Raw genomic sequence first — 20,138 nt, 5'->3', positions numbered from 1 at the left:
CGCGTTTCGGCGGCGGACAGGGGTCGTGTTTCGGGCCGGTCCGGGCGCGGCGCAGTTGCGCGCCCCCGCCGCCGTCACTATTCTCGCCGCCACGTTTGAAAACCCGACCCCCGCGGCCTGTGCCGGCGGGGTGACAGACCAAGAGGCCTTCGCAGGACATGGCAGAGCATCACACCAAGGTTCTCATTCTCGGTTCCGGCCCGGCGGGCTGCACCGCCGCCGTCTACGCCGCGCGCGCCAACTTGGCCCCGATCCTGGTGTCCGGCATCCAGCCGGGCGGTCAGTTGACCATCACCACCGATGTCGAGAACTACCCGGGCTTCGCCGATCCCATCCAGGGCCCCTGGCTGATGGAGCAGATGCAGAAGCAGGCGGAGAACGTCGGCACCACCTGGATGCACGACACCATCACCGAGGTCGACCTGTCCCAGCGCCCGTTCAAGGCGGTTGCCGATTCGGGCGATGTGTACTACGGCGAAACCCTGGTCATCTCCACCGGCGCCTCGGCCCGCTGGTTGGGTCTGGAGAGCGAGTCGCGCTTCCAGGGCTTCGGCGTGTCGGCCTGCGCCACCTGCGACGGGTTCTTCTTCCGCAACAAGGTCGTGGCCGTGGTCGGCGGCGGCAACACGGCCGTCGAGGAAGCCATCTTCCTGACCAACCATGCCAGCAAGGTCTACCTGATCCACCGCCGCGACGAGCTGCGGGCGGAGAAGATCATGCAGGATCGCCTGTTCGCCAACCCCAAGGTCGAGCCCGTCTGGGACTCGGTGCTGGACGACGTGCTGGGCGGCGGCGAGCCGCTGGGCGTGACCGGCGTGAAGCTGCGCAACGTCAAGACCGACGCGGTGTCGGAACTGCCGCTGGAAGGTGTGTTCATCGCCATCGGCCACACGCCGAACACGGCGCTGTTCCAGGGCCAGTTGGAGATGGACGAGAACGGCTACCTGATCACCAAGCCCGACTCGACCGCCACCAGCATCCCCGGCGTCTATGCCGCCGGCGACGTGCAGGACCACGTCTACCGCCAGGCCGTCACCGCCGCCGGCACAGGCTGCATGGCGGCGATCGAGGCCGACCGCTTCCTGGCGCTCCACGGCCAGACCTGATACAGGTTCAACAACAAGGCTGAAGAACAGACAATGGCTCGCAGGGAGGCCTCCATGCCGCACCGCGCCGGCAGCAGGATGGACTGGGACAAGCTGCGCATCTTCCATGCGGTGGCGGAAGCAGGCTCCTTCACCCACGCCGGGGAAACGCTGAACCTCAGTCAGTCGGCGGTCAGCCGGCAGATCAGCGCGCTGGAGGAAAGCCTGACGGTCTCCCTCTTCCACCGCCACGCCCGCGGCCTGATCCTGACGGAACAGGGCGAGCTTCTGTACAACACGGTGCACGAGGTCTTCGCCAAGCTGTCCATGGCGGAAGCCCGCCTGACCGAAAGCCGCGAGCGTCCGGAAGGCCCGCTGAAGGTGACCACCACGGTCGCCTTCGGCTCGGTCTGGCTGACCCCGCGCATCAAGGAGTTCATGGACACCTACCCCCACATCGACATGAGCCTTCTGCTCGATGACGGGGAGGTGGACCTGGCCATGCGCGAGGCGGACGTGGCGATTCGCTTCCACCCGCCGCGCCAGCCCGACCTGGTGCAGCGCCACCTGATGGGGCTGCACTACCAGATCTACGCCTCGCCGGAATACCTGAAGAAGTACGGCATTCCCAAGCATCCCGAGGACCTGGACAACCACCGCCTCATCGTCTACGGCGAGGACGCCAAGGCGCCGGTCGACAACATGAACTGGCTGCTGACCGCCGGCGGCGTGCCGCGCCAGCGCCGCCAGCCGGTGCTGCGGGTCAACAACATCTACGGCATCTTCCGGGCCGTGCAGTCGGGGCTCGGCATCGCCGCCATGCCCGACTACTTCTCCACCGAGGCCACCAATCTGGTCCAGGTGCTGCCGGAACTGCGCGGGCCCGGCTTCGACTGCTTCTTCGTCTATCCCGAGGAGTTGCGTCACTCCAAGCGCGTCGCCGTCTTCCGCGATTTCCTGCTGCGCAAGCTGGCCGAGCGCAAGTAGGGCGGGCGAGTATCCGACCGTTGCGAAAGGGCTTCCGATGCGCCACCATCGGGAGCCCTTTTTCCTTGTGCCGGAGGACCTTGACCCATGCCGCACGACGGTCACGACCATGACCATCAGGCCGTTCCCTCCGACCCCGCGCTGCGCGTCAAGGCGCTGGAAACCCTGCTGACGGAAAAGGGACTGGTCGACCCCGCCGCGCTGGACGAGATCGTCGACACCTACGAGCACCGCGTCGGCCCGCGCAACGGCGCCCGCGTGGTGGCGAAGGCCTGGAGCGATCCCGCCTACCTGGAGCGCCTGCGGACCGATGCCACCGCCGCCATCGCCGAACTGGGATACGAGGGCCGGCAGGGCGAGCACATGGTGATCGCCGAGAACACCGACACCGTCCACAACATGGTCGTCTGCACCCTGTGCAGCTGCTATCCCTGGTCCGTCCTGGGCCTGCCGCCGGTGTGGTACAAGTCCGACGCCTACCGCTCGCGCGCGGTCATCGACCCGCGCGGCGTGCTGGCGGACTTCGGCATCAGGCTGTCCGACGAGATCGAGGTGCGCGTCTGGGACTCCACCGCCGAGACGCGTTACCTGGTGATCCCCCAGCGCCCCGCCGGCACCGAAGGCCTGGCGGAAGACCAGCTCGCCGACCTGGTCACCCGCGATTCCATGATCGGCACCGGCGTCGCCCTGTCGCCCGCGGAGGCCGGGCGATGAACGGCATCCACGACATGGGCGGGATGCACGGCTTCGGCCCCGTGCGCCCCGAGCCGGACGAGCCGGTCTTCCACGCCGACTGGGAAAGGCGCGCGCTGGCCCTGACGCTGGCCATGGCCGCCTGGGGCAAGTGGAACATCGACGCCAGCCGCCACGCCCGCGAGCGCATCCCGCCGGCTGCGTATCTCGACTACACGTACTATGAGCGCTGGATCGCCGCGCTGACCGACATGATGGTCGAGCACGGCCTGATTTCCGCCGAAGAGGCCGCGTCGTGCGCGCCTGACCCCGATGCACCCAGGGCCGAGCCGCCGCTGACGCCCGAGCGGGTCGGGCCGGTACTGCGCAAGGGCGGGCCTTCGGCGCGTCCGCTCGATCGGGCGCCGCGCTTTGCCGTCGGCGACCGGGTGCGGGCGAAAAACCTCAACCCGGACGGCCACACGCGCCTGCCGCGCTATGCCCGCGGCAAGGTGGGAGAAGTGGTGCAGCACCACGGCGGCCATGTCTTCCCCGACTCCAACGCCCATTTCCGGGGCGAGGACCCGCAGCCGCTCTATGCCGTGCGCTTCACGGCGCGGGAGCTGTGGGGGCCGGACGCCCATCCGCGCGACACCGTGACGCTGGACCTGTGGGAGCCCTACCTCGATGCCGTCTGACACCCGCCGCGCCGTGCCCGCGCCCGTGCCCATGCCCGAGCGCCCGTTCGAGGAGCCCTGGCAGGCCCAGGCCTTCGCCATGGCCGTGCACCTGTCGGAGACGGGCCTGTTCACCTGGGCCGAGTGGACGGAAACCTTCGGCACCGTCTTGTCCATGGCCCGCACGGCCGGCCGCCCGGTGGACGGCGCGGCCTATTGGGAGCACTGGGTGACGGCGCTGGAGATGCTTCTGGCCGCGCGCGGCGAGGCCGAGAAGCCGGCGCTGGAGGCCCTGAAGGAGGCGTGGGCGGAGGCCTACCGCACCACGCCCCACGGAACGCCCGTCCGCCTCGGGGCCTCCTGACCTCTGTCGTCAGAACCCGTCGACATGGCCGGCGGTGTTCAGGTGCATGCGCAGGGCCGCCGGTTGGCGGGGCAGGCCCGGCATGGTCATGATGTCGCCGCACACCGCCACCACGAACCCCGCGCCGGCGGCCAGCCGCACTTCGCGCACCGGCAGCATGTGGCCGTCCGGCGCGCCCTTGGCCGACGGGTCGGCGGAAAAACTGTATTGCGTCTTGGCGATGCAGACCGGCAGGCGACCGTAGCCCAGGGCCTCGAACTCCTGCAACTGGCGCAGCACCTTTGGCTCGATCACCACCCCGGCGGCGCCGTACAGCCCCGTCGCCACGGCCTCGATCTTCTCGGCCAGCGGCAGGGACTCCTCGTACAGGAAGCGGGGCTCGGGCGTCGGCTCCTGGGTGAGCGCGTCCACGGCCTCGGCCAATGCGACCGCGCCGCCGCCGCCGGAGGCCCAGTGGTCGGCCACCACCAGCGGCACGCCGGCGGTGTCGCACAGCGCGCGGACGGCGGCGACCTCGGCCTCGGTGTCGCCGGAGAAGCGGTTGAGCGCCACCACCAGGGGCAGACCGAAGCGCTGCATGTTGCCGACGTGGCGGGCCAGGTTGGCCCCGCCCGCGCGCACGGCCTGCGGGTCGGGGATGCCCAGCGCGTCCTTGCCGACGCCGCCGTGCATCTTCAGCGCGCGGACGGTCGCGACCAGCACGGCGGCGTCCGGGCGCAGGCCGCTCTGGCGGCACTTGATGTGCAGGAACTTCTCGGCCCCCAGGTCGGCGCCGAAGCCGGCCTCGGTCACCGTCACGTCGGCCAGGGCCGAGGCCGTGCGGGTGGCGAGGACCGAGTTGCAGCCATGCGCGATGTTGGCGAACGGACCGCCGTGGATGAAGGCCGGGTTGTGCTCCAGCGACTGCACCAGGTTGGGCGCCATGGCGTCGCGCAGCAGGCAGGCCATGGCGCCGTCGGCCCCGACGTCGCGGGCACGCACCGGGCGGCCGTCGCGGGCGCGGCCGACGATGATGTCGCCCAGCCGCCGCTGCAGGTCGTCCAGTCCCGTGGACAGGCACAGGATCGCCATGACCTCCGACGCCACGGTGATGTCGAAGCCGTCCTCGCGCGGAACGCCCTGCGCGGGTCCGCCCAGGCCGGCGACGATGTGGCGCAGGGCCCGGTCGTTCATGTCGGCGACGCGCTTCCAGGTGACGCGGCGGGTGTCGATGTCCAGCGGGTTGCCCCAGTGCAGGCTGTTGTCCAGCAGCGCCGACAGCAGGTTGTGGGCGCTGGTGACGGCGTGGAAGTCGCCGGTGAAGTGCAGGTTGATCTCGTCGATGGGCGCCACCTGCGCCCGGCCGCCGCCCGTCGCCCCGCCCTTCATGCCGAAGCAGGGGCCGAGGGAGGGCTCGCGCAGGCAGACGGCCGCCCGCTTGCCGATGGCGTTCAGCCCGTCGCCCAGGCCGACGGTGGTGGTCGTCTTGCCCTCGCCTGCGGGAGTGGGGGTGATGGCGGTGACCAGCACCAGCCGCCCGCGCGGCGCGCTGGCCAGGTCGGCGACGCGGTCGAGGTCCAGCTTGGCCTTGTGGCGGCCGTAGGGGATCAGGTCGTCGGCGGTCAGCCCCAGGCGGTCGGTGGCGACCTCGGCGATCGGCTTGAGGGGGGCCGCGCGCGCGATTTCAAGGTCGGAGCGGGGGCGGTCGGCGACGCGCGCCGGGTGCGCGGCGACGTCGGCATGGTGGTGGACGGCGGTCGGGCGAGTCATGGCGGCGGACTCCGTTTTCCTTGCTTGCGCCCCGGCGCTTGGCACGCCGGGGCCGTCGTTCAGGCGCCACGAGGGCAGGCGCCACGAGGGCTCACGCGCCTGATCGGCGCGGGATCGTGGTCACGACCCTATTCGCGTTTCGCGCCCGCGCTGCGCGCGTGAAAAGCTCTGTGCTTCCTCTTCGGCCCGTTGACCGGACAGCGCGCGGAACCAGTGGGCGGTGGTCTCCACCCCGCCGAAGGGAAAGGCGTGCAACCCCTGCGGCGCGCTTTGCGGTTCGGCCACGGCGGCGGCGGCGATGTCGCGGATCATGGCTTCGGGCGTCCAGGTGCCCAGCAGCCCGGCGGCGGCGCCGGGGCGGCGGCGCAGGGCGGTGAGGGAGGCGCCGATCCCGCAACTGAGCGCATAGCGGAGCAGCGTGCGGGGGCTGGCCGGTCCCGGCAGGCCGACCCGCACCGGCAGGGTGATCCCGGCGGCCCGGATTGCCCGCAGCCAGCCGACGACGGGCGTCGCGGAGAACGTGAACTGCGTCGTGATCCAGAGGGTGGAGCCGGTTTCGGCGGCGTAGTCCTGCTTGGCCTTCAGCGCCCGCGCCAGCTCCTCGGCCGAGGCCTGGGGGTGGCCTTCCGGGTGGCCGGCGACGCCCAGGGTGGTCAGGCCGTGGCGCAGCAGGATGCCGTCGTCGAGCACCGGCAGGGTCGAGGCGAAGGGGCCGGCCGGCGTTTCGGTTCCGCCGGCCAGCAGCAGCAGGCGGTCCACCCCGCCGCGGTCCACCAGCGCGGCCAGCCAGCGGTCGAGCGCCTCGCGGCTCGGCACGGCGCGGACGGCCAGGTGGGGGACGGGCACCATGCCCTCGGCCTTCAGACGGGCGCAGAGGGGCGGGACGACGGCTTCGTAATCCAGGCCGGGCAGATGCGGCACGTACACCGCCGTGCCGTGCGGCAGAAGGGCGTCGAAGCGGGAAAGCGCGCGCGCCGCCCGGGGCGTGACCTCGGTGGAAAAGCTCCGGGACAGCGCGCGCACCGCCGCGGCCTCCGCCAGGCCGGGCTCGGGGTCCTCCTCGCCGGAGGACGCAGGGGATGGGGAAGGCGATGGCGACATGACGCACCTCTCCTTTCGGCGGCCCCTTGGGCGGGGCCGCCGTTTCAGTGGCTTGCGGGGTGGCGGGCGGTCTCAGTCCGCGTAATCGCGGCCTTGCAGGCGGGCCCGTTCGCGCGCGCTGGGGTTGGCGGAGGCGCGGAAGGGCATCTGCACCACCTTGGCCTCCACCGGCTGGCCGGGGATTTCCGCGTACTGCTCGGGCAGCCAGACCCTCAGCGGGGTGTCCAGGGCCGACATCTCCAACGGGACGTAGCCCATGGCGATGTTGGCGCCCAGCTCCGGCGAGTACCACGGGCTGGTGACATAGCCCACGGGCTCGCCGCCGTCGGCGCCCGAGATCAGCCAGAAGTCGGGCGCATAGTCGGTGATCGGGCGCCCGCCCATGACCATGCCGACAAGCTGCTGGCGATAGGGCCGCCCGCCGGCCTCCAGGTCGGCGCGCACCTTTTCCAGCGCCGCCTTGCCGATGTAGTCGGCGGTCTTCTTGCGCGGCACCTGGTAGCCCAGGTTGCACTGGAAGGGCAGGGTCTCGTGGTCCAGGTCCTGGCCCCACGACAGGATGCCCGCGGCGATGCGGCGATGGTGGGCCGGCGCGATGACCATCAGGCCGTGCTTCTCGCCGGCCTCCAGCACGGCGTTCCACATGTCCTCCGCATACAGGGTGGCGTCGCGGAGATAGATTTCATAGCCCTTCTCGCCGGAGAACCCGGTCTGGGAGACCACGACCGACCGGCCGCCGACGGTGGCTTCCATCAGGCCGTAGTAGGGCATGGCGCGCACCGCGTCGCCCACCAGGTCGGCCATGAGGTCCTCGGACTTGGGCCCCTGGATCTGGACCGGGGACACGTCGATCTCGGCGATGTCGACGTCCATCTTCAGGCCGGTGTTGACGCCGCGCAGCCACATCTCGATGTCGCTGTCGGACAGGGAGAACCAGAACTCGTCCTCGGCGATGCGCAGCAGGACGGGGTCGTTCAGGATGCCGCCGCGCTCGTTGCACAGGATGACGTATTTACCGCGCATGGGCGCGACGCGGGTGACGTCGCGGGTGATGACGTAATTGACGAAGGCTTCGGCGTCGGGGCCCTTCACGCAGATCTGGCGTTCGACCGCGACGTTCCACATGGTCACGCGGTTGACCAGGGCGTCGTATTCCACCATGGCCCCGCCGTCCTCGGGACGGACGTAGCCGCGCGGGTGGTACATGCGGTTGTAGACGGTGGCGCGCCAGCAGCCGGCCTTGTGGCTCAGGTGCCAGTAGGGCGACTTGCGCACGCGGGTGGAGATCAGAAGCTCGGTCGGCGTCGGGCCGCTCTGGCGCAGGTTGATGGGCACCCGGCGGTCGGACTGGTCGACGCTCGACGCTTGCGTTTCCAGAAGGTCGAGGCGGCGCAGCGGCGCGTCGGCCGGTTCTGCGGTGGCGGTGTCGAGGGCTTCGGCGGCGGAGGCGGAGTTCGGCGGGGTCATCGGGGGCAACCTCCCTATGGGTCCGTTTCACCCCCTTACCATGCGCCGCTTGCGACACCTCCGCCGTCACGGATGCGACATGGAATAACCATTCTGCGCCATCAAGTTTGAAGGGGTTCCGCCCATGCGGATACGGCCGGCGCTGGCGCCGGCCGTTGGGTTAAGCCTTATCCTTTTTGTCAGGCATGGGCGGGTGTGGCCGGCGCCTCGGCCTTGTCGCGCAGCCGCAGGTTTTCCGGGTCCCAGGGGCTTTCGGCAATGACCTCCACCCGGTGCGGCGTGCCCAGGATGTCCATCACCAGTTCCGTCCCCGGCTCGGCCGCGTCGGGCCGCAGCATGGCGAGCGCCAGTGAGGCGCCGACCCGCCAGCCGTAGTTGCCCGCCGTCGCCCGGCCGACCAGTTCGCCGCCCGTGTCGTGGACCGGGTTGTTGCCCACCGCGTCGGCATCGGTGACGTCGTGGACCTTCAGCGTCACGAAGCGCCAGCGCAGCCCCTCCTCGCGCCGCTTCAGCAGCGCATCGCGGCCGATGAAGTCGCCCTTGTCGGGCCGCACGAAGCGGTCCAGGCCGGATTCCTCGGCCCCGTACTCGATGGACAGTTCGGCGCCGACCATGCGATAGGATTTCTCCAGGCGCAGGCTGTCCATGGCGCGGATGCCGAAGGGCTTGAGGCCCAGGTCCTGGCCGGCGGCCATGAGGGTGTCGAACAGATGGTTCTGCATCTCCAGAGGATGGTGCAGCTCCCACCCCAGCTCGCCGACGAAGTTGACGCGAAGGGCCTTCACCGGCGCCATGCCGATGACCACATCCTGCCCGGACAGCCAGGGGAAGGCGGCGTTGGACCAGTCGTCGTCGCTGACCCGCTCCAGCACCTGCCGCGCCTTGGGTCCGGCGAGCACCAGCGCGCCCATCTGCGTGGTCAGGTCCGTCATGCGCACCGAGCCATCCGTCGGCATGTGCTTGCGCAGCCAGTCGTGGTCGATGCGCTGGAGCGCGCCGGCCGAGACCAGATAGAAGCGGTCCGGCGCCTCGCGCTGGATGGTGAACTCGCTCATCACTCCGCCGGAGGGGGCGAGGGCGTGGCACAGGCCGACGCGGCCGATCTTCTTGGGCAGATTGTTGGCGACCAGGTGGTCGAGGAAGGCTTCCGCCCCCGGCCCCTCGATCCGGCACTTGGCGAAGGCCGTCATGTCCAGAAGACCGACGTTTTCCGCCACGTTGCGGCATTCGGCCCCGACATGCTCGAACCAGCGCGAGCGGCGGAAGGACCAGTGATCCTCCTGCGGCACGCCGGCGGGGGCGAACCAGTTGGGACGCTCCCACCCGAATTTCTGGCCGAAGACCGCGCCCAGGTTCTTCATGCGCTCGTAGCAGGGGGCGGTGCGCAAAGGCCGGCCGGCGGGGCGTTCCTCGTCGGGATAGTGGACGGTGTAGACGTTGGCGTAGGCTTCCTCGTTCTTGCGCTTGAGGTAGCCGCGGGTAGCGTAGGGGCCGAAGCGGCGCGGGTCGACGCCCATCATGTCGATGGACGGTTCGCCCTCGACGATCCATTCCGCCAGCTGCCATCCGGCGCCGCCGGCCGCCGTGATGCCGAAGCTGTGGCCCTCGTTCAGCCAGAAATTCCTCAGGTCCCAGGCCGGGCCGACGATGGGGCTGCCGTCTGGGGTGTAGGCGATGGCGCCGTTGTAGACGGTCTTCAGCCCCGCCTCGCCGAACACGGGCACGCGCCTGATGGCGTCCTCGATGTGGGGTTCCAGGCGCTCCACGTCCTCGGGGAACAGTTCGTACTCGCTGTCGGGGCGCGGGCCGTCGACGTAGCAGCAGGGCGCGCCGACTTCATACGGGCCGAGGATCAGGCCGCCGCGCTCCTCGCGCATGTACCAGCTGCCTTCCGCCCCGCGCAGCACGCCCATTTCCGGCAGCCCCTTGGCCTGGCGCTCCTGGACGGCGGGGTGGGCGTCGGTGACGATGTACTGGTGCTCCACCGGGATCACCGGCACGTCCAGGCCCACCATGGCGCCGGTCTTGCGCGCGAAATTGCCGGTGGCGGAGACGATGTGCTCGCAGGTCACGTCGCCCTTGTCGGTCTTCACCAGCCATTCGCCGGAGCCTGTGCGCTCGATGCCCAACACGGTCGTATGGCGGTGGATCTTCGCCCCGCGCATCCGGGCTCCCTTGGCCAGCGCCTGGGTCAGGTCGGCGGGCTGGATGTAGCCGTCGTCGGGGTGGCGGATGGCGCCGATCAACCCGTCGGTCTCGCACAGCGGCCAGTGCTCCTTGACCTGATCGGGCGTCAGGAACTCCACGTTCACCCCGATGGTCTCGGCGACGCCGGCATACTGGCGGTATTCGTCCATGCGGTCGGGCGTGGTGGCGAGCCGGATGTTGCCCACCTTGCGGAAGCCGACGTCCTGGCCCGTTTCCTCCTGAAGCTCCTGATAGAAGCGGACCGAGTACTTGTGGATCTGCCCCACCGAGTAACTCATGTTGAACAGCGGCAGAAGCCCGGCGGCGTGCCATGTCGACCCGCTCGTCAATTCGCGCCGCTCTATGAGCATCACGTCGGACCAGCCTTTCCGGGCGAGGTGGTAGAGGGTCGAGACCCCGACCACGCCGCCGCCGATCACCACCACGCGTGCATGCGTCTCCATGGCTGTCCTCCCGTGCTGTCTGGTCTGGGCCGGGGCCTTGTTATGTTGGCGGCCCCGTTATGGGGGCGACTGGTATTCGAGCATCGCGTCTTCCAGCCAGTCGGCCGTGTACTGGGCGAAGGAATTGCGCACCCAGACCTCGAAGGCCGGCGCTTGCGCCTCGGCCAGAAGGATCAGGGCGCGGGTGCGGGCCAGCACCGTCTGGGCGCAGGCGTTGGCGCCGAAGGCGCGCGGGTGCAGGTCGATGGGCGTCGCCTTCGCCAGCACCATGCGCGCGGCCGGCCCGGCGAGCCGGAAGACGGTGGAATTGTGGGAGACGTTCGTCACCGACAGCCAAGGATCGCCGCCGCGCGCGGTGCGGACGGCCTGCTCCAGCGCCTCCGCCGTGTCGTCGGGCGCGACCACCAGCCACTCGTCGGGGCCGAGCCAGACAGCCCGGCGGCTGCCGCCCTCGGTCCAGGTGTTGGCGTCGGTCGGCAGCGTCAGGCCGGTGGCCTGCTTGACGGCGTCGAGGAACCCCGCGTCGGCCGGGTCGCCGCGCAGGTTGAGCGTGGTGCGCAGCGCCAGCCGTTCCAGCGTCACGGCGGCGGCGGAGGCCTGCGGGCGCGAGGGAAGGGTATCAACCGTCACGGCGGGCTCCTTCGGCGTCATAGAACACGGGATCATGCAGGCGGACGGTCACCGGCCCGCTCGGCAGGGCGGCCTCCACGGTTTCGCCCAGGCGGTCGCGGCCGCCGGCGATCAGCGCCAGCGCGAAGCCGCTCTCCAGCGCCGGGCTGTGGTAGCTGGAGGTCACGAAGCCCAGCATGGGCACCGGCGGCGGGCGGTTGAGCGCGCCCGGCTCGACGATCTGCGTGCCCTCGGGCAGGACCACCTTGGGGTCCTCGGGCTTGAGGCCGACGAGCTGCTTGCGGTCGGGCCGCTGCATGTCGGGGCGGAACAGCGACCGCCGGCCGATGAAGTCGGGCTTCTTCTTCGACACGATCCAGTCCATGCCCAGGTCGAAGGGCGTCTGGGTGCCGTCCGTTTCCTGCCCGGTGATGATGAAGCCCTTCTCGGCGCGCAGCACGTGCATGGTTTCCGTGCCGTAGGGGGTGATGTCGAAATCCTTGCCGGCCTCCATCACCGCGTCCCAGAGGTCCGCGCCGTGGTGCCAGGGCACGTTGATTTCGTACTGAAGCTCGCCGGTGAAGCTGATGCGGAAGATCCGAGCCGGGATGCCGGCGGCGGTGGCGGTCTTCCACGACAGGAAGGGGAAGTCCGCCGGCGCCATGGCATCGTCGGGGCACACGCGCTTGACCACCTCCAGCGCCTTGGGCCCGGCGACGGCGACGGTGGCCCACTGCTCGGTGACCGAGGTCAGGCGCACGCGCAGGTCCGGCCACTCGGTCTGGAGGTATTCCTCAAGATGGTCCATCACATGCGCGGCGCCGCCCGTGGTGGTGGTCATCAGGTAGCGGTTTTCGTCGATGCGGGCGGTGGTGCCGTCGTCGAACACCATGCCGTCCTCGCCGCACATGATGCCGTAGCGCACCCGGCCCACGGCCAGCTTCGTCCAGGCGTTGGTGTAGACGCGGTTGAGGAACTCCGCCGCGTCCGGCCCTTGGATGTCGATCTTGCCGAGGGTGGAGGCATCCAGCACGCCCACGCTGTCGCGGGTCGCCTTGCACTCGCGCGCGACGGCGGCGTGCATGTCCTCGCCGGCCTTGGGGTAGTACCAGGGGCGTTTCCACTGGCCCACGTCCTCGAACGCAGCCCGCAGGGCGACGTGGCGGTCGTGGATGTTGGTCAGGCGCTGCGGCTCCAGCCGGTCGCCCAGATTCCGGCCCGCCATGGCGCCGAAGGTGACGGGGGTGTAGGGCGCGCGGAAGGTGGTGGTGCCGACCTCGGGGATCGGGCGGCCGAGCGTGCCCGCCAGGATCGCCAGCGCGTTGATGTTGGCCGTCTTGCCCTGGTCGGTGCCGAAGCCCGCCAGCGTGTAGCGCTTGACGTGCTCCACGCTCTCGAAGCCCTCGCGCACGGCCAGCAGGATGTCGGCGGCGGTGGTGTCGTTCTGGAAGTCGACGAACCACTTGCCGCCGCGCCCGGGGGCGGTGTCGGCGGGCACCAGCCACAGCGGCACGGGCGGCGTCGCCTCGGGCGCCTCGACGGACGGCGCGGGCGCGGGGGCGGCGGTCTCGAAACCGGCGGCGCGGGCGGCCTCAACGCCGGCCTCGGCGGCTTCCGCCAGGGTCTCGGCCAGCCCGAAGGTGCCGTTGCAGGCACCGACGCTGGCCTGCGGCTGGACGGCGACGCCGGGGCGGAAGCAGGCCCAGGTGTCGTCATAGGTCAGCGTGCCGCGCGACTGGCTGAACAGGTGCACCACCGGAGACCAGCCGCCCGAGGTGGCGATCAGGTCGCAGGCGAGGGTTTGCGCGGGGCCGTTGACCCTGGTTCCGTCGGCGTTCACCGGCTGGACCAGGGCCGCCGTCACCCGCTTTCCGCCGCGCGTGCCGGTGACGGCGTGGCCGGTCTTCACGGTGATCCCCGCCTGTTCGGCGTCCCGCTTGAGCGCATCGGAGACCTTGGGGCGGCTGTCGATGATCGTCACCGCCGGCGCGCCGGCCTTCTTCAGCAGATGCGCGGCTTCCCAGGCGCCGTCGTTGTTGGTGAAGACGACGGCCTCGCGCCCCGGCAGCACCGCCCAGCGATGCACATAGGCCGCGACCGCGCTTGCCAGCATGATGCCGGGACGGTCGTTGTCGGCGAAGACCAGCGGGCGCTCGTGCGCGCCGGTCGCCAGCACCACGCGCCGGGCGCGGATGTGCCACAGGCGTTGGCGGGTGACGTGGCTGGGGGCCTCGGCCAGATGGTCGGTGCGGCGCTCCAGCGCGCAGAGCAGGTTGTGGTCGTAGTAGCCGAAGACGGTGGTGCGCGGCAGAAGCGTCACCTCGGCTTCCTCGGCCAGCGCCGCCACCTCGCGGTCGGCCCAGCCGTGGCCGGGCAGTCCGTCCAGGTTGCGCGGCCGGTCGAGCAGCCTGCCGCCGAAGCGCTCCTGCTCGTCGGCCAGCACCACGCGGGCGCCGGACTTCGCCGCCTCGCGCGCTGCCGCGATGCCCGCCGGGCCGCCGCCGACCACCAGCACGTCGCAGTGCAGGTTCATGTGGTCATAGGTGTCGGGGTCGGGCTCGGTGGGGCAGGTGCCCCAGCCGGCGGCCTGACGGATGATGGGCTCCCACACCCGCTGCCACATCGTCTGCGAGCCGTGGAACATCTTGTAATAGAAGCCCGCCGGCATGAACCGCGACAGCATCCCCATGCCGGCGCGCGGATCGCTCTCCGGCCCGCCCTTGGCGGTGTTGACGCTTTTCGCGCGCAAGCCTTCCACCAGCGGCACGACGGTGGCCTTGGGGTTGGGCTCCGTTCGGTTGCCGTCGCCGGTCTGCACCATGGCGTTGGGTTCCTCGGTGCCATGGCCGAGGATGCCGCGCGGGCGGCGGTACTTGAAGCTGCGGGCGACCAGGTGCACGCCGTTCGCCAGCAGGGCCGAGGCCAGCGTGTCGCCCTCGTAGCCGCCGAGGACGCGGCCGTTCCAGGTGAAGGTGACGGGCTTGGTGCGGTCGATCAGCCCGCCGTCGCGCAGGCGGTCGGGGCCGGTCATCGCGATGCCTCCTCAAGCGTGTCCGGGGCGGGCGGGGCCTCGCCCATGCGGTAGGTCGCCAGGATCTGGTGGCTGACGGTGTGGCGCAGCGCGTTGAACCAGCGGCGGCAGCCGGCGGCATGCATCCAGCGCTCGGCGAAGATGCCCTTGGGGTTGTCGCGCATGAACAGGACGTCGGCCCACTGGGCGTCGTCCAGCGCCTCCGGGTTTTCCGGCCGGGCGATGTGGGCCTGGCCGCCGTACGTGAACTCCACTTCCTCGCGCGGGCCGCAGTAGGGGCATTGGATGATGTGCATGGTTTCGCTCCTCCCCCTCAATGCGCCACGCCGGCGGCGCCGTGCTCGTCCACCAGCGCGCCGGTGGTGAAGCGGTCCAGCGCGAAGGGGGCTGCGACGGGGTGCGGCTCGTCGTTGGCGACGGTGGCGGCGAAGACGTAGCCCGAGCCCGGCGTCGCCTTGAACCCGCCGGTGCCCCAGCCGCAGTTGAAGTACAGCCCCTTGACCGGCGTCTTGCCGATGATCGGGGAAGCATCGGGGCAGGTGTCGACGATGCCGCCCCACGAGCGCATCATCTTCAGGCGCGAGAACATGGGGAACAGTTCCACCAGCGCCGCCGTCTGCCCCTCGATCACATGGAAGCTGCCGCGCTGGGCGTAGGAGTTGTAGCTGTCGATGCCCGCGCCGATAACCAGCTCGCCCTTGTCGGACTGGCTGACGTAGACGTGGATGGCGCCCGACATGACCACGCAGTCCAGCACCGGCTTGATCGGCTCGCTCACCAGCGCCTGCAGGGGGTGCGACGATATGGGCATGCGGAAACCCGCCATTTCCGCCAGCACCGAGGAATGGCCGGCGGTGACGACGGCCACCTTCTTCGCCCGGATGGTGCCGCGCGTGGTCTCGACGCCGGTGACGCGGTCGCCGTTTCGGTTGATGCCGGTGACCTCGCAGTTCTGGATGATGTCCACGCCGCGCGCATCGGCGGCGCGGGCATAGCCCCAGGCCACGGCGTCGTGGCGGGCGACGCCGCCGCGGGGCTGCCAGGTCGACCCCAGCACCGGATAGCGCAGCGACCGGGACATGTTGAGGATGGGGCAGACCTTCGCCACCTCGTCGGGCTCCAGCCAATGGCTGTCGATGCCGTTCAGGCGGTTTGCCTCGGCCCGGCGGCGGCCGGCGCGCACGTCGCCCAGCGTATGCGCCAGGTTGAGCACGCCGCGCTGGCTGAGCATGACGTTGAGGTTGAGGTCCCGGCTCAGGCCCTCCCACAGCTTCAGCGAGAGTTCGTAGAGGGCCGCGCTTTCGTCGAACAGGTAGTTTGAGCGGACAATGGTCGTGTTGCGCGCCGTGTTGCCGCCGCCCAGCCAGCCCTTCTCAACCACCGCGACATTGGTGATGCCGTGTTCCTTGGCAAGGTAGTAGGCGGTGGCCAGCCCGTGCCCGCCGCCGCCGACCACAACCACGTCGTACTCCGGGCGGGGGTCGGGGCTGCGCCAGTAGCGCGGCCAGTTCTCGTGCCAGGTCAAGGCATTACGCGCCAGGGACCAGATCGAATAGCGGGTCATGCAAAGCCTCCTGCCGGCCCGTTCCGTGGGCCGGTATTCCCGAAACACTGCGCCGAACCCGATCGGCCGACTAGAACATTCGGGACACGCGGGCGGTAGATTTGCGACATGCCCGCGTCGCGCCGATTGACAGCCGGGCGCGCCTCTCCAACTCTTTATGAAACACCGAAGAACGGCCGCGACGCACCGGCCGGCGGAGGCGACATGACGGGACCCGGGGACGCTCTGGACGGCGAAGGCGTGCGCCTGCGCGTGGCCTTCGTGCTGCTGCCCAATTTCACCCTGCTGCCCTTCGCGGGCTTCATGGACGTGCTGCGGCTGGCCGCCGACGAGGGCGACCGGTCGCGCCAGATCGCCTGCCGCTGGGTGGTGACCAGCGTCGACCGCGCGCCGGTGCGGGCCAGTTGCGGCGCCATCGTCCGCGCCGACGGCGGCTTCGTCGATCCGAGATCCGTGGACTACGTTGTGGTGGTCGGCGGTCTTCTGGCCGGACCGCCGGTGGACGAGCGCGTGCTGACCTATCTGAAGGAGGCCGCCGCCGCCGGCACCCGGCTTGTCGGCCTGTGCACCGGCGTTTTCGCCATGGCGCGGGCGGGGCTGCTGGACGGGCGGCAGTGCTGCGTGTCGTGGTATCACTACACCGATCTCGCCGACCGGCACCCCGACGTCACGCCCGTGGCCGACCAGTTGTTCGTGGTCGACGGGCCGCGCATCACCTGTGCCGGCGGCACCGGCGCCATCGATCTGGCGGCCTGGCTGGTGGACCGCCACGTCGGCCCGGCGGCGGCGCAGAAGGCCCTGCACATCATGGTCTCCGACGGGGCCCGCCCGGCCGACGCGCCGCAGCCGCACGAGGCCGGCGCCAGCGCGCGGCCGCGCGATCCGCGCCTGCGCCGGGCGGTGCTGATCCTGGAGCAGTCCTTCGCCGACCCGCCGTCGACCGAGGTCCTGGCCCGCCGCGTCGGCCTGTCGCGCCGGCAGCTCGAACGCCTGTTCCGGGCGGAAATGGACAGCACGCCCGCCGGCTATTCCCGCATGGTCCGCCTGCGCCACGGACGGGCGCTGCTGACCCGCACACAGCTCAGCATGACCGCCATCGCCCATGAATGCGGGTTCGCCGATGCCTCGCATTTCGCCCGTCACCTGAAGTCCGCCTTCGGCCAATCGCCCCAGGCGGTGCGGGCGGCGGGCGCCGGCCCGGGCCCGGACCCGGCCCAGGGCCCGGGCTCGGTCATCGGCGACGTGGCGGCGGCGTCCTAGCGCGGCGGCCGGAAGGAGGGCGCGGCCATGTTCGGCAAACCGGCGTCCCAGGAGCCCCAGGACCTGTGGTTCTTCCTGGCCCCCAGTTTTTCCATGATGGCGTTCGCCTCGGCGGTGGAGCCCCTGCGGGCGGCCAACCGCATGGCCGGGCGTACGCTCTATACCTGGCGCACGCTGACGGCGAGCGGCTCGCCGGCGGTGGCGAGCAACGGCCTGCATGTCCTGCCCGACGGCAGCCCGTTGACGCCCGCGCCGATCCCGGCGGCCATCTTCGTCTGCGCCGGCATGGGCGTGGAAAACTACCGCGAGCGTCCCGTCTTCGCCTGGTTGCGGCGCATGGCGGGGCAGGGCACGCCCATCGGCGGCCTGTGCACGGGGCCGCTGATTCTTGCCCGTGCCGGGCTGCTGGACGGCTACAGATGCACCCTGCATTGGGAGACGGTGGAACCCTTCGTGGAGGAGTTCCCCGATCTGGCGGTGACGGCGACGCTGTTCGAGATCGATCGCGACCGCTTCACCTGCTCGGGCGGGACGGCGGCGCTGGACATGATGCTTCACCTGATCGCCCTGGACCACAGCCGAGACCTTGCCATGCAGGCGGCCGAGGTGTTGATGCACACGCTGCTGCGCCCGGCCGACGACCCCCAGCGCATGGCCCTGCGCTACCGCACCAACATCCGCGACGCCAAGGTGCTGGCCGCCATCGCCGCCATGGAATCGCACCTGGAATTGCCGTTGACCACCGAGGCCATCGCCGCCCACGTCAAGCTGTCGCCGCGCCAGCTGGAGCGCCTGTTCCAGTCCCGCCTGGGCACCACGCCCTCGCGCTATTACCAGGACCTGCGGCTCAAGCGGGCGCGGCAGCTTCTGGGGCAGACGTCCATGTCGGTGACGGAGGTGGCGCACGCCTGCGGCTTCTGCTCGGCCTCCCATTTCGCGCGCAGCTACCGCGCCCGCTTCGGCCGTGCCCCGCGGGCGGAGCGGCCGGACCAGTCGGCGCCGCGCTGAGGTATGACGCCCGGACAAAAAAAACGGCCCGGACGGGAGAAGAGGGCGTCCGGGCCGCGAGGGGCGCCCCATGGCAGGGCGAAGCGGGAACGTCACCGGCGGAAAATGGCCGTGCATGGCGCATCCGATGAACAGGCACACCCTAGCGGCCCGCCGCGCGGCATGACTTGATTTTGGGTAAATGCGGTGTCCGCACCGGCTTTTGAACCAGCGTCATGGTCGCGGCGCCCCCGCCGGTCTACGCAAGGGGCTTGGACCCTTTCGACCACCGGGAGAAGCGATGCCCGCCGCCTCCGTCCGTGCCCTGACGCCCGGTCTTCTGGCCGGGCTGGCCCTGCGCCCGCTGCCGCCGTCGCTGCTGCGCCGCCTGTCGCGCCCGGTTCTCGCACGCCTGCGTGCCCGCCTCGCCCCGCGCCTCGGCGATCGCCTGGAGGGCTTGAGCGGCCGGGTGGCGGTGGTGCCCGCCGGGCATCCGGTGGCGGTGGTGGCGACCATCGCCGACGGCACGCTGTTCCTTGACGTCGACGACGCCGAGGCCCCGGCGGACGCCATCGTGCGCGCGCCGCTGGAGGTCCTGGCCGCGCTGACCGACTCCGCCGGACTAGACGGCGACGCCACCTTCTTTTCCCGCGCCCTGACCATCGAGGGCGATACCGGCCTCGTCATGGCGCTGCGCTATGCCCTGGAGGACGCCGATGCCGGTCCCGCCGACCTGATGGCCGCGCTGCCGGCGCCGGCGCGGCCCGTGCTCGCGCGCGGCGGCGGGCTGGCGCGACGGCTTCATGCAAGGGCCAGCCGCGATCTCGCGCTGGTTCAGGATGCCGCGCTGGCCCCCCTGCGCGCCGATCTCGCCCGGCAGGAGGCGCGGCTGGCGCGGGTCGAGGCCGCCGCCAAGCGCCGCCGCTGATGGCTCGACAGACCCAAGGAGCGTTCATGGAACTCGTCTGCCCCGCCGGCACGCCCGCCGCCCTGTCCGCCGCCGTTGAGGCCGGCGCCGACGCCGTGTACTTCGGCTTCCGCGACCGCACCAACGCCCGCAACTTTCCGGGCCTGAACTTCAGCCCGAAGGAGGCCGCCGATGCCGTCGCGCTGTGCCGGGCCAGGGGCGTGCGGCCGATGATCGCCATCAACACCTACGCCGACGCCGGCGACGACCGGATCTGGCGTCGTGCGGTGGACATCGCGGCGGAGGCCGGCGTGCACGCCGTCATCCTGTGCGACATGGGCGTCGCGGCCTATGCGGCGGAGCGGCATCCCGGCCTGCGCCTGCACCTGTCGGTCCAGGCCTCGGCGTCCAACCCGGCGGCGGTGCGATTCTATCGCGATGCCTTCGGGGTCCGGCGCGTGGTGCTGCCGCGCGTGCTGACGGTGCCGCAGATCGCCGCGCTGACCGAGGCCGTGCCCGACGTGGAGACGGAGGTTTTCGTCTTTGGCGGCCTGTGCGTCATGGCCGAGGGCCGCTGCGCGCTGTCCTCCTACGCCACCGGCCTGTCGCCCAACAAGGACGGGGTGTGCTCGCCGGCCAGCCATGTCCGCTACGAGCAGGAGGGCGAGGTCATGGTCTCGCGCCTGGGAGAGTGGACCATCAACCGCTTCGGCCCCGGCGAGCAGGCCGGCTATCCGACGCTCTGCAAGGGGCGCTTCCGGGCGCGCGGGCGCGAGGGACACCTGTTCGAGGACCCGGTCAGCCTGGATGCCTCGGCCCTGTTGCCCGATTTCGCGGCGGCGGGCGTGACGGCGCTGAAGATCGAGGGGCGCCAGCGCGGCAAGGCCTATGTCGCCCAGGTGGTGCGGGGGCTGAAGGCCGCCATGGCGGGCATGACCGCCGACAGGGGGCGGGCGGCTGACCCGAAAGCCTTCCTGGAGGGCGGCCAGGCGACCACCGGCGCCTATGCGCGCGGCTGGCAATGATA

Annotated in this window: 17 protein-coding genes; 9 read left to right on the top strand and 8 right to left on the bottom strand. The window is 70.9% G+C overall.

The window, feature by feature from the left end; all coding sequences use genetic code 11:
* Positions 1–158 precede the first annotated feature (158 nt).
* From trxB to C882_RS19320, 5 genes are all read left to right on the top strand, one after another.
* Positions 159–1,106 carry a thioredoxin-disulfide reductase gene (gene trxB / locus C882_RS19340; RefSeq protein ID WP_009542369.1) on the top strand — a complete coding sequence of 316 codons (948 nt, stop codon included), beginning with the start codon at positions 159–161 and terminating at the stop codon, positions 1,104–1,106.
* A gap of 54 nt (positions 1,107–1,160) precedes the next feature.
* Entirely contained in the window at positions 1,161–2,072 is a 912-nt protein-coding gene (locus C882_RS19335; protein ID WP_009542368.1) for a LysR family transcriptional regulator, read from the top strand.
* A gap of 87 nt (positions 2,073–2,159) precedes the next feature.
* Entirely contained in the window at positions 2,160–2,786 is a 627-nt protein-coding gene (nthA, locus tag C882_RS19330) for a nitrile hydratase subunit alpha (RefSeq protein ID WP_009542367.1), read from the top strand.
* Positions 2,783–3,442: a nitrile hydratase subunit beta gene (gene nthB / locus C882_RS19325; protein WP_009542366.1), complete on the top strand. Its 660-nt coding sequence runs from the start codon at positions 2,783–2,785 to the stop codon at positions 3,440–3,442. Before nthA ends, nthB begins: the two co-directional genes overlap by 4 nt.
* Positions 3,432–3,785: a nitrile hydratase accessory protein gene (locus tag C882_RS19320; RefSeq protein ID WP_009542365.1), complete on the top strand. Its 354-nt coding sequence runs from the start codon at positions 3,432–3,434 to the stop codon at positions 3,783–3,785. The genes nthB and C882_RS19320 overlap by 11 nt, the downstream gene beginning before the upstream one ends.
* A gap of 9 nt (positions 3,786–3,794) precedes the next feature.
* On the opposite strand, the gene C882_RS19315 is transcribed toward C882_RS19320, so the two are convergent.
* The 8 genes from C882_RS19315 to C882_RS19280 all read right to left on the bottom strand — a co-directional run bounded on the left by C882_RS19315 (position 3,795) and on the right by C882_RS19280 (position 15,957).
* Complete coding sequence (locus tag C882_RS19315) at positions 3,795–5,534, bottom strand: formate--tetrahydrofolate ligase (RefSeq protein WP_009542364.1); 1,740 nt, start codon at positions 5,532–5,534, stop codon at positions 3,795–3,797.
* A 120-nt stretch (positions 5,535–5,654) separates the two neighbouring features.
* Complete coding sequence (locus C882_RS19310) at positions 5,655–6,635, bottom strand: methylenetetrahydrofolate reductase (RefSeq protein ID WP_052000228.1); 981 nt, start codon at positions 6,633–6,635, stop codon at positions 5,655–5,657.
* 72 nt (positions 6,636–6,707) lie between these two features.
* The gene (locus C882_RS19305; RefSeq protein WP_009542361.1) at positions 6,708–8,102 is read right to left on the bottom strand and encodes a glycine cleavage T C-terminal barrel domain-containing protein; all 1,395 of its coding nucleotides are present in this window, start codon (positions 8,100–8,102) and stop codon (positions 6,708–6,710) included.
* A 179-nt stretch (positions 8,103–8,281) separates the two neighbouring features.
* Positions 8,282–10,753 (bottom strand): GcvT family protein, encoded by a 2,472-nt coding sequence (locus C882_RS19300; RefSeq protein ID WP_043646606.1) that lies wholly within the window; start codon positions 10,751–10,753, stop codon positions 8,282–8,284.
* A 57-nt stretch (positions 10,754–10,810) separates the two neighbouring features.
* The gene (locus tag C882_RS19295; protein WP_009542359.1) at positions 10,811–11,383 is read right to left on the bottom strand and encodes a sarcosine oxidase subunit gamma; all 573 of its coding nucleotides are present in this window, start codon (positions 11,381–11,383) and stop codon (positions 10,811–10,813) included.
* Positions 11,373–14,393 (bottom strand): sarcosine oxidase subunit alpha family protein, encoded by a 3,021-nt coding sequence (locus C882_RS19290; protein ID WP_009542358.1) that lies wholly within the window; start codon positions 14,391–14,393, stop codon positions 11,373–11,375. The genes C882_RS19295 and C882_RS19290 overlap by 11 nt, the downstream gene beginning before the upstream one ends.
* Positions 14,390–14,689, bottom strand: coding sequence for a sarcosine oxidase subunit delta (locus tag C882_RS19285; RefSeq protein WP_009542357.1), 300 nt, complete (start codon positions 14,687–14,689; stop codon positions 14,390–14,392). The genes C882_RS19290 and C882_RS19285 overlap by 4 nt, the downstream gene beginning before the upstream one ends.
* Before the next feature lie 17 nt (positions 14,690–14,706).
* Positions 14,707–15,957: a sarcosine oxidase subunit beta family protein gene (locus C882_RS19280; RefSeq protein ID WP_009542356.1), complete on the bottom strand. Its 1,251-nt coding sequence runs from the start codon at positions 15,955–15,957 to the stop codon at positions 14,707–14,709.
* Between the two features lie 204 nt (positions 15,958–16,161).
* Here C882_RS19280 and C882_RS19275 point away from each other — a divergent pair, with 204 nt between their 5' ends.
* The 4 genes from C882_RS19275 (at position 16,162) to ubiU (ending at position 20,136) form a co-directional block, all read left to right on the top strand.
* A complete protein-coding gene (locus C882_RS19275; protein WP_009542355.1) occupies positions 16,162–17,217 on the top strand; it encodes a GlxA family transcriptional regulator in 1,056 nt (351 codons plus the stop codon).
* Positions 17,218–17,244: 27 nt separating this feature from the next.
* The gene (locus C882_RS19270; RefSeq protein WP_009542354.1) at positions 17,245–18,225 is read left to right on the top strand and encodes a GlxA family transcriptional regulator; all 981 of its coding nucleotides are present in this window, start codon (positions 17,245–17,247) and stop codon (positions 18,223–18,225) included.
* A gap of 280 nt (positions 18,226–18,505) precedes the next feature.
* Complete coding sequence (locus tag C882_RS19265) at positions 18,506–19,132, top strand: SCP2 sterol-binding domain-containing protein (protein ID WP_009542353.1); 627 nt, start codon at positions 18,506–18,508, stop codon at positions 19,130–19,132.
* 26 nt (positions 19,133–19,158) lie between these two features.
* Positions 19,159–20,136, top strand: coding sequence for a ubiquinone anaerobic biosynthesis protein UbiU (gene ubiU, locus C882_RS19260; protein WP_009542352.1), 978 nt, complete (start codon positions 19,159–19,161; stop codon positions 20,134–20,136).
* The last annotated feature ends 2 nt before the right edge of the window (positions 20,137–20,138 follow it).

Origin of the sequence: Caenispirillum salinarum AK4, from assembly GCF_000315795.1 — a bacterium.
In the GTDB taxonomy this organism is placed as follows: domain Bacteria; phylum Pseudomonadota; class Alphaproteobacteria; order Rhodospirillales; family Rhodospirillaceae; genus Caenispirillum; species Caenispirillum salinarum.
The sequence above is the reverse complement of the archived record's forward strand: the minus strand, read 5'-3'. Positions and strand labels throughout refer to the sequence as shown.

What these genes read in the sequence shown, in the direction of transcription:
- C882_RS19300 (WP_043646606.1), bottom strand. Translation starts at nt 10,753, where the DNA reads ATGGAGACGCATGCACGCGTGGTGGTGATCGGCGGCGGCGTGGTCGGG.
- C882_RS19290 (WP_009542358.1), bottom strand. Translation starts at nt 14,393, where the DNA reads ATGACCGGCCCCGACCGCCTGCGCGACGGCGGGCTGATCGACCGCACC.
- C882_RS19270 (WP_009542354.1), top strand. Translation starts at nt 17,245, where the DNA reads ATGTTCGGCAAACCGGCGTCCCAGGAGCCCCAGGACCTGTGGTTCTTC.
- C882_RS19265 (WP_009542353.1), top strand. Translation starts at nt 18,506, where the DNA reads ATGCCCGCCGCCTCCGTCCGTGCCCTGACGCCCGGTCTTCTGGCCGGG.
- C882_RS19315 (WP_009542364.1), bottom strand. Translation starts at nt 5,534, where the DNA reads ATGACTCGCCCGACCGCCGTCCACCACCATGCCGACGTCGCCGCGCAC.
- C882_RS19335 (WP_009542368.1), top strand. Translation starts at nt 1,161, where the DNA reads ATGCCGCACCGCGCCGGCAGCAGGATGGACTGGGACAAGCTGCGCATC.
- trxB (WP_009542369.1), top strand. Translation starts at nt 159, where the DNA reads ATGGCAGAGCATCACACCAAGGTTCTCATTCTCGGTTCCGGCCCGGCG.
- C882_RS19310 (WP_052000228.1), bottom strand. Translation starts at nt 6,635, where the DNA reads ATGTCGCCATCGCCTTCCCCATCCCCTGCGTCCTCCGGCGAGGAGGAC.
- ubiU (WP_009542352.1), top strand. Translation starts at nt 19,159, where the DNA reads ATGGAACTCGTCTGCCCCGCCGGCACGCCCGCCGCCCTGTCCGCCGCC.
- nthB (WP_009542366.1), top strand. Translation starts at nt 2,783, where the DNA reads ATGAACGGCATCCACGACATGGGCGGGATGCACGGCTTCGGCCCCGTG.
- C882_RS19285 (WP_009542357.1), bottom strand. Translation starts at nt 14,689, where the DNA reads ATGCACATCATCCAATGCCCCTACTGCGGCCCGCGCGAGGAAGTGGAG.
- C882_RS19280 (WP_009542356.1), bottom strand. Translation starts at nt 15,957, where the DNA reads ATGACCCGCTATTCGATCTGGTCCCTGGCGCGTAATGCCTTGACCTGG.
- C882_RS19275 (WP_009542355.1), top strand. Translation starts at nt 16,162, where the DNA reads ATGACGGGACCCGGGGACGCTCTGGACGGCGAAGGCGTGCGCCTGCGC.
- C882_RS19320 (WP_009542365.1), top strand. Translation starts at nt 3,432, where the DNA reads ATGCCGTCTGACACCCGCCGCGCCGTGCCCGCGCCCGTGCCCATGCCC.
- nthA (WP_009542367.1), top strand. Translation starts at nt 2,160, where the DNA reads ATGCCGCACGACGGTCACGACCATGACCATCAGGCCGTTCCCTCCGAC.
- C882_RS19305 (WP_009542361.1), bottom strand. Translation starts at nt 8,102, where the DNA reads ATGACCCCGCCGAACTCCGCCTCCGCCGCCGAAGCCCTCGACACCGCC.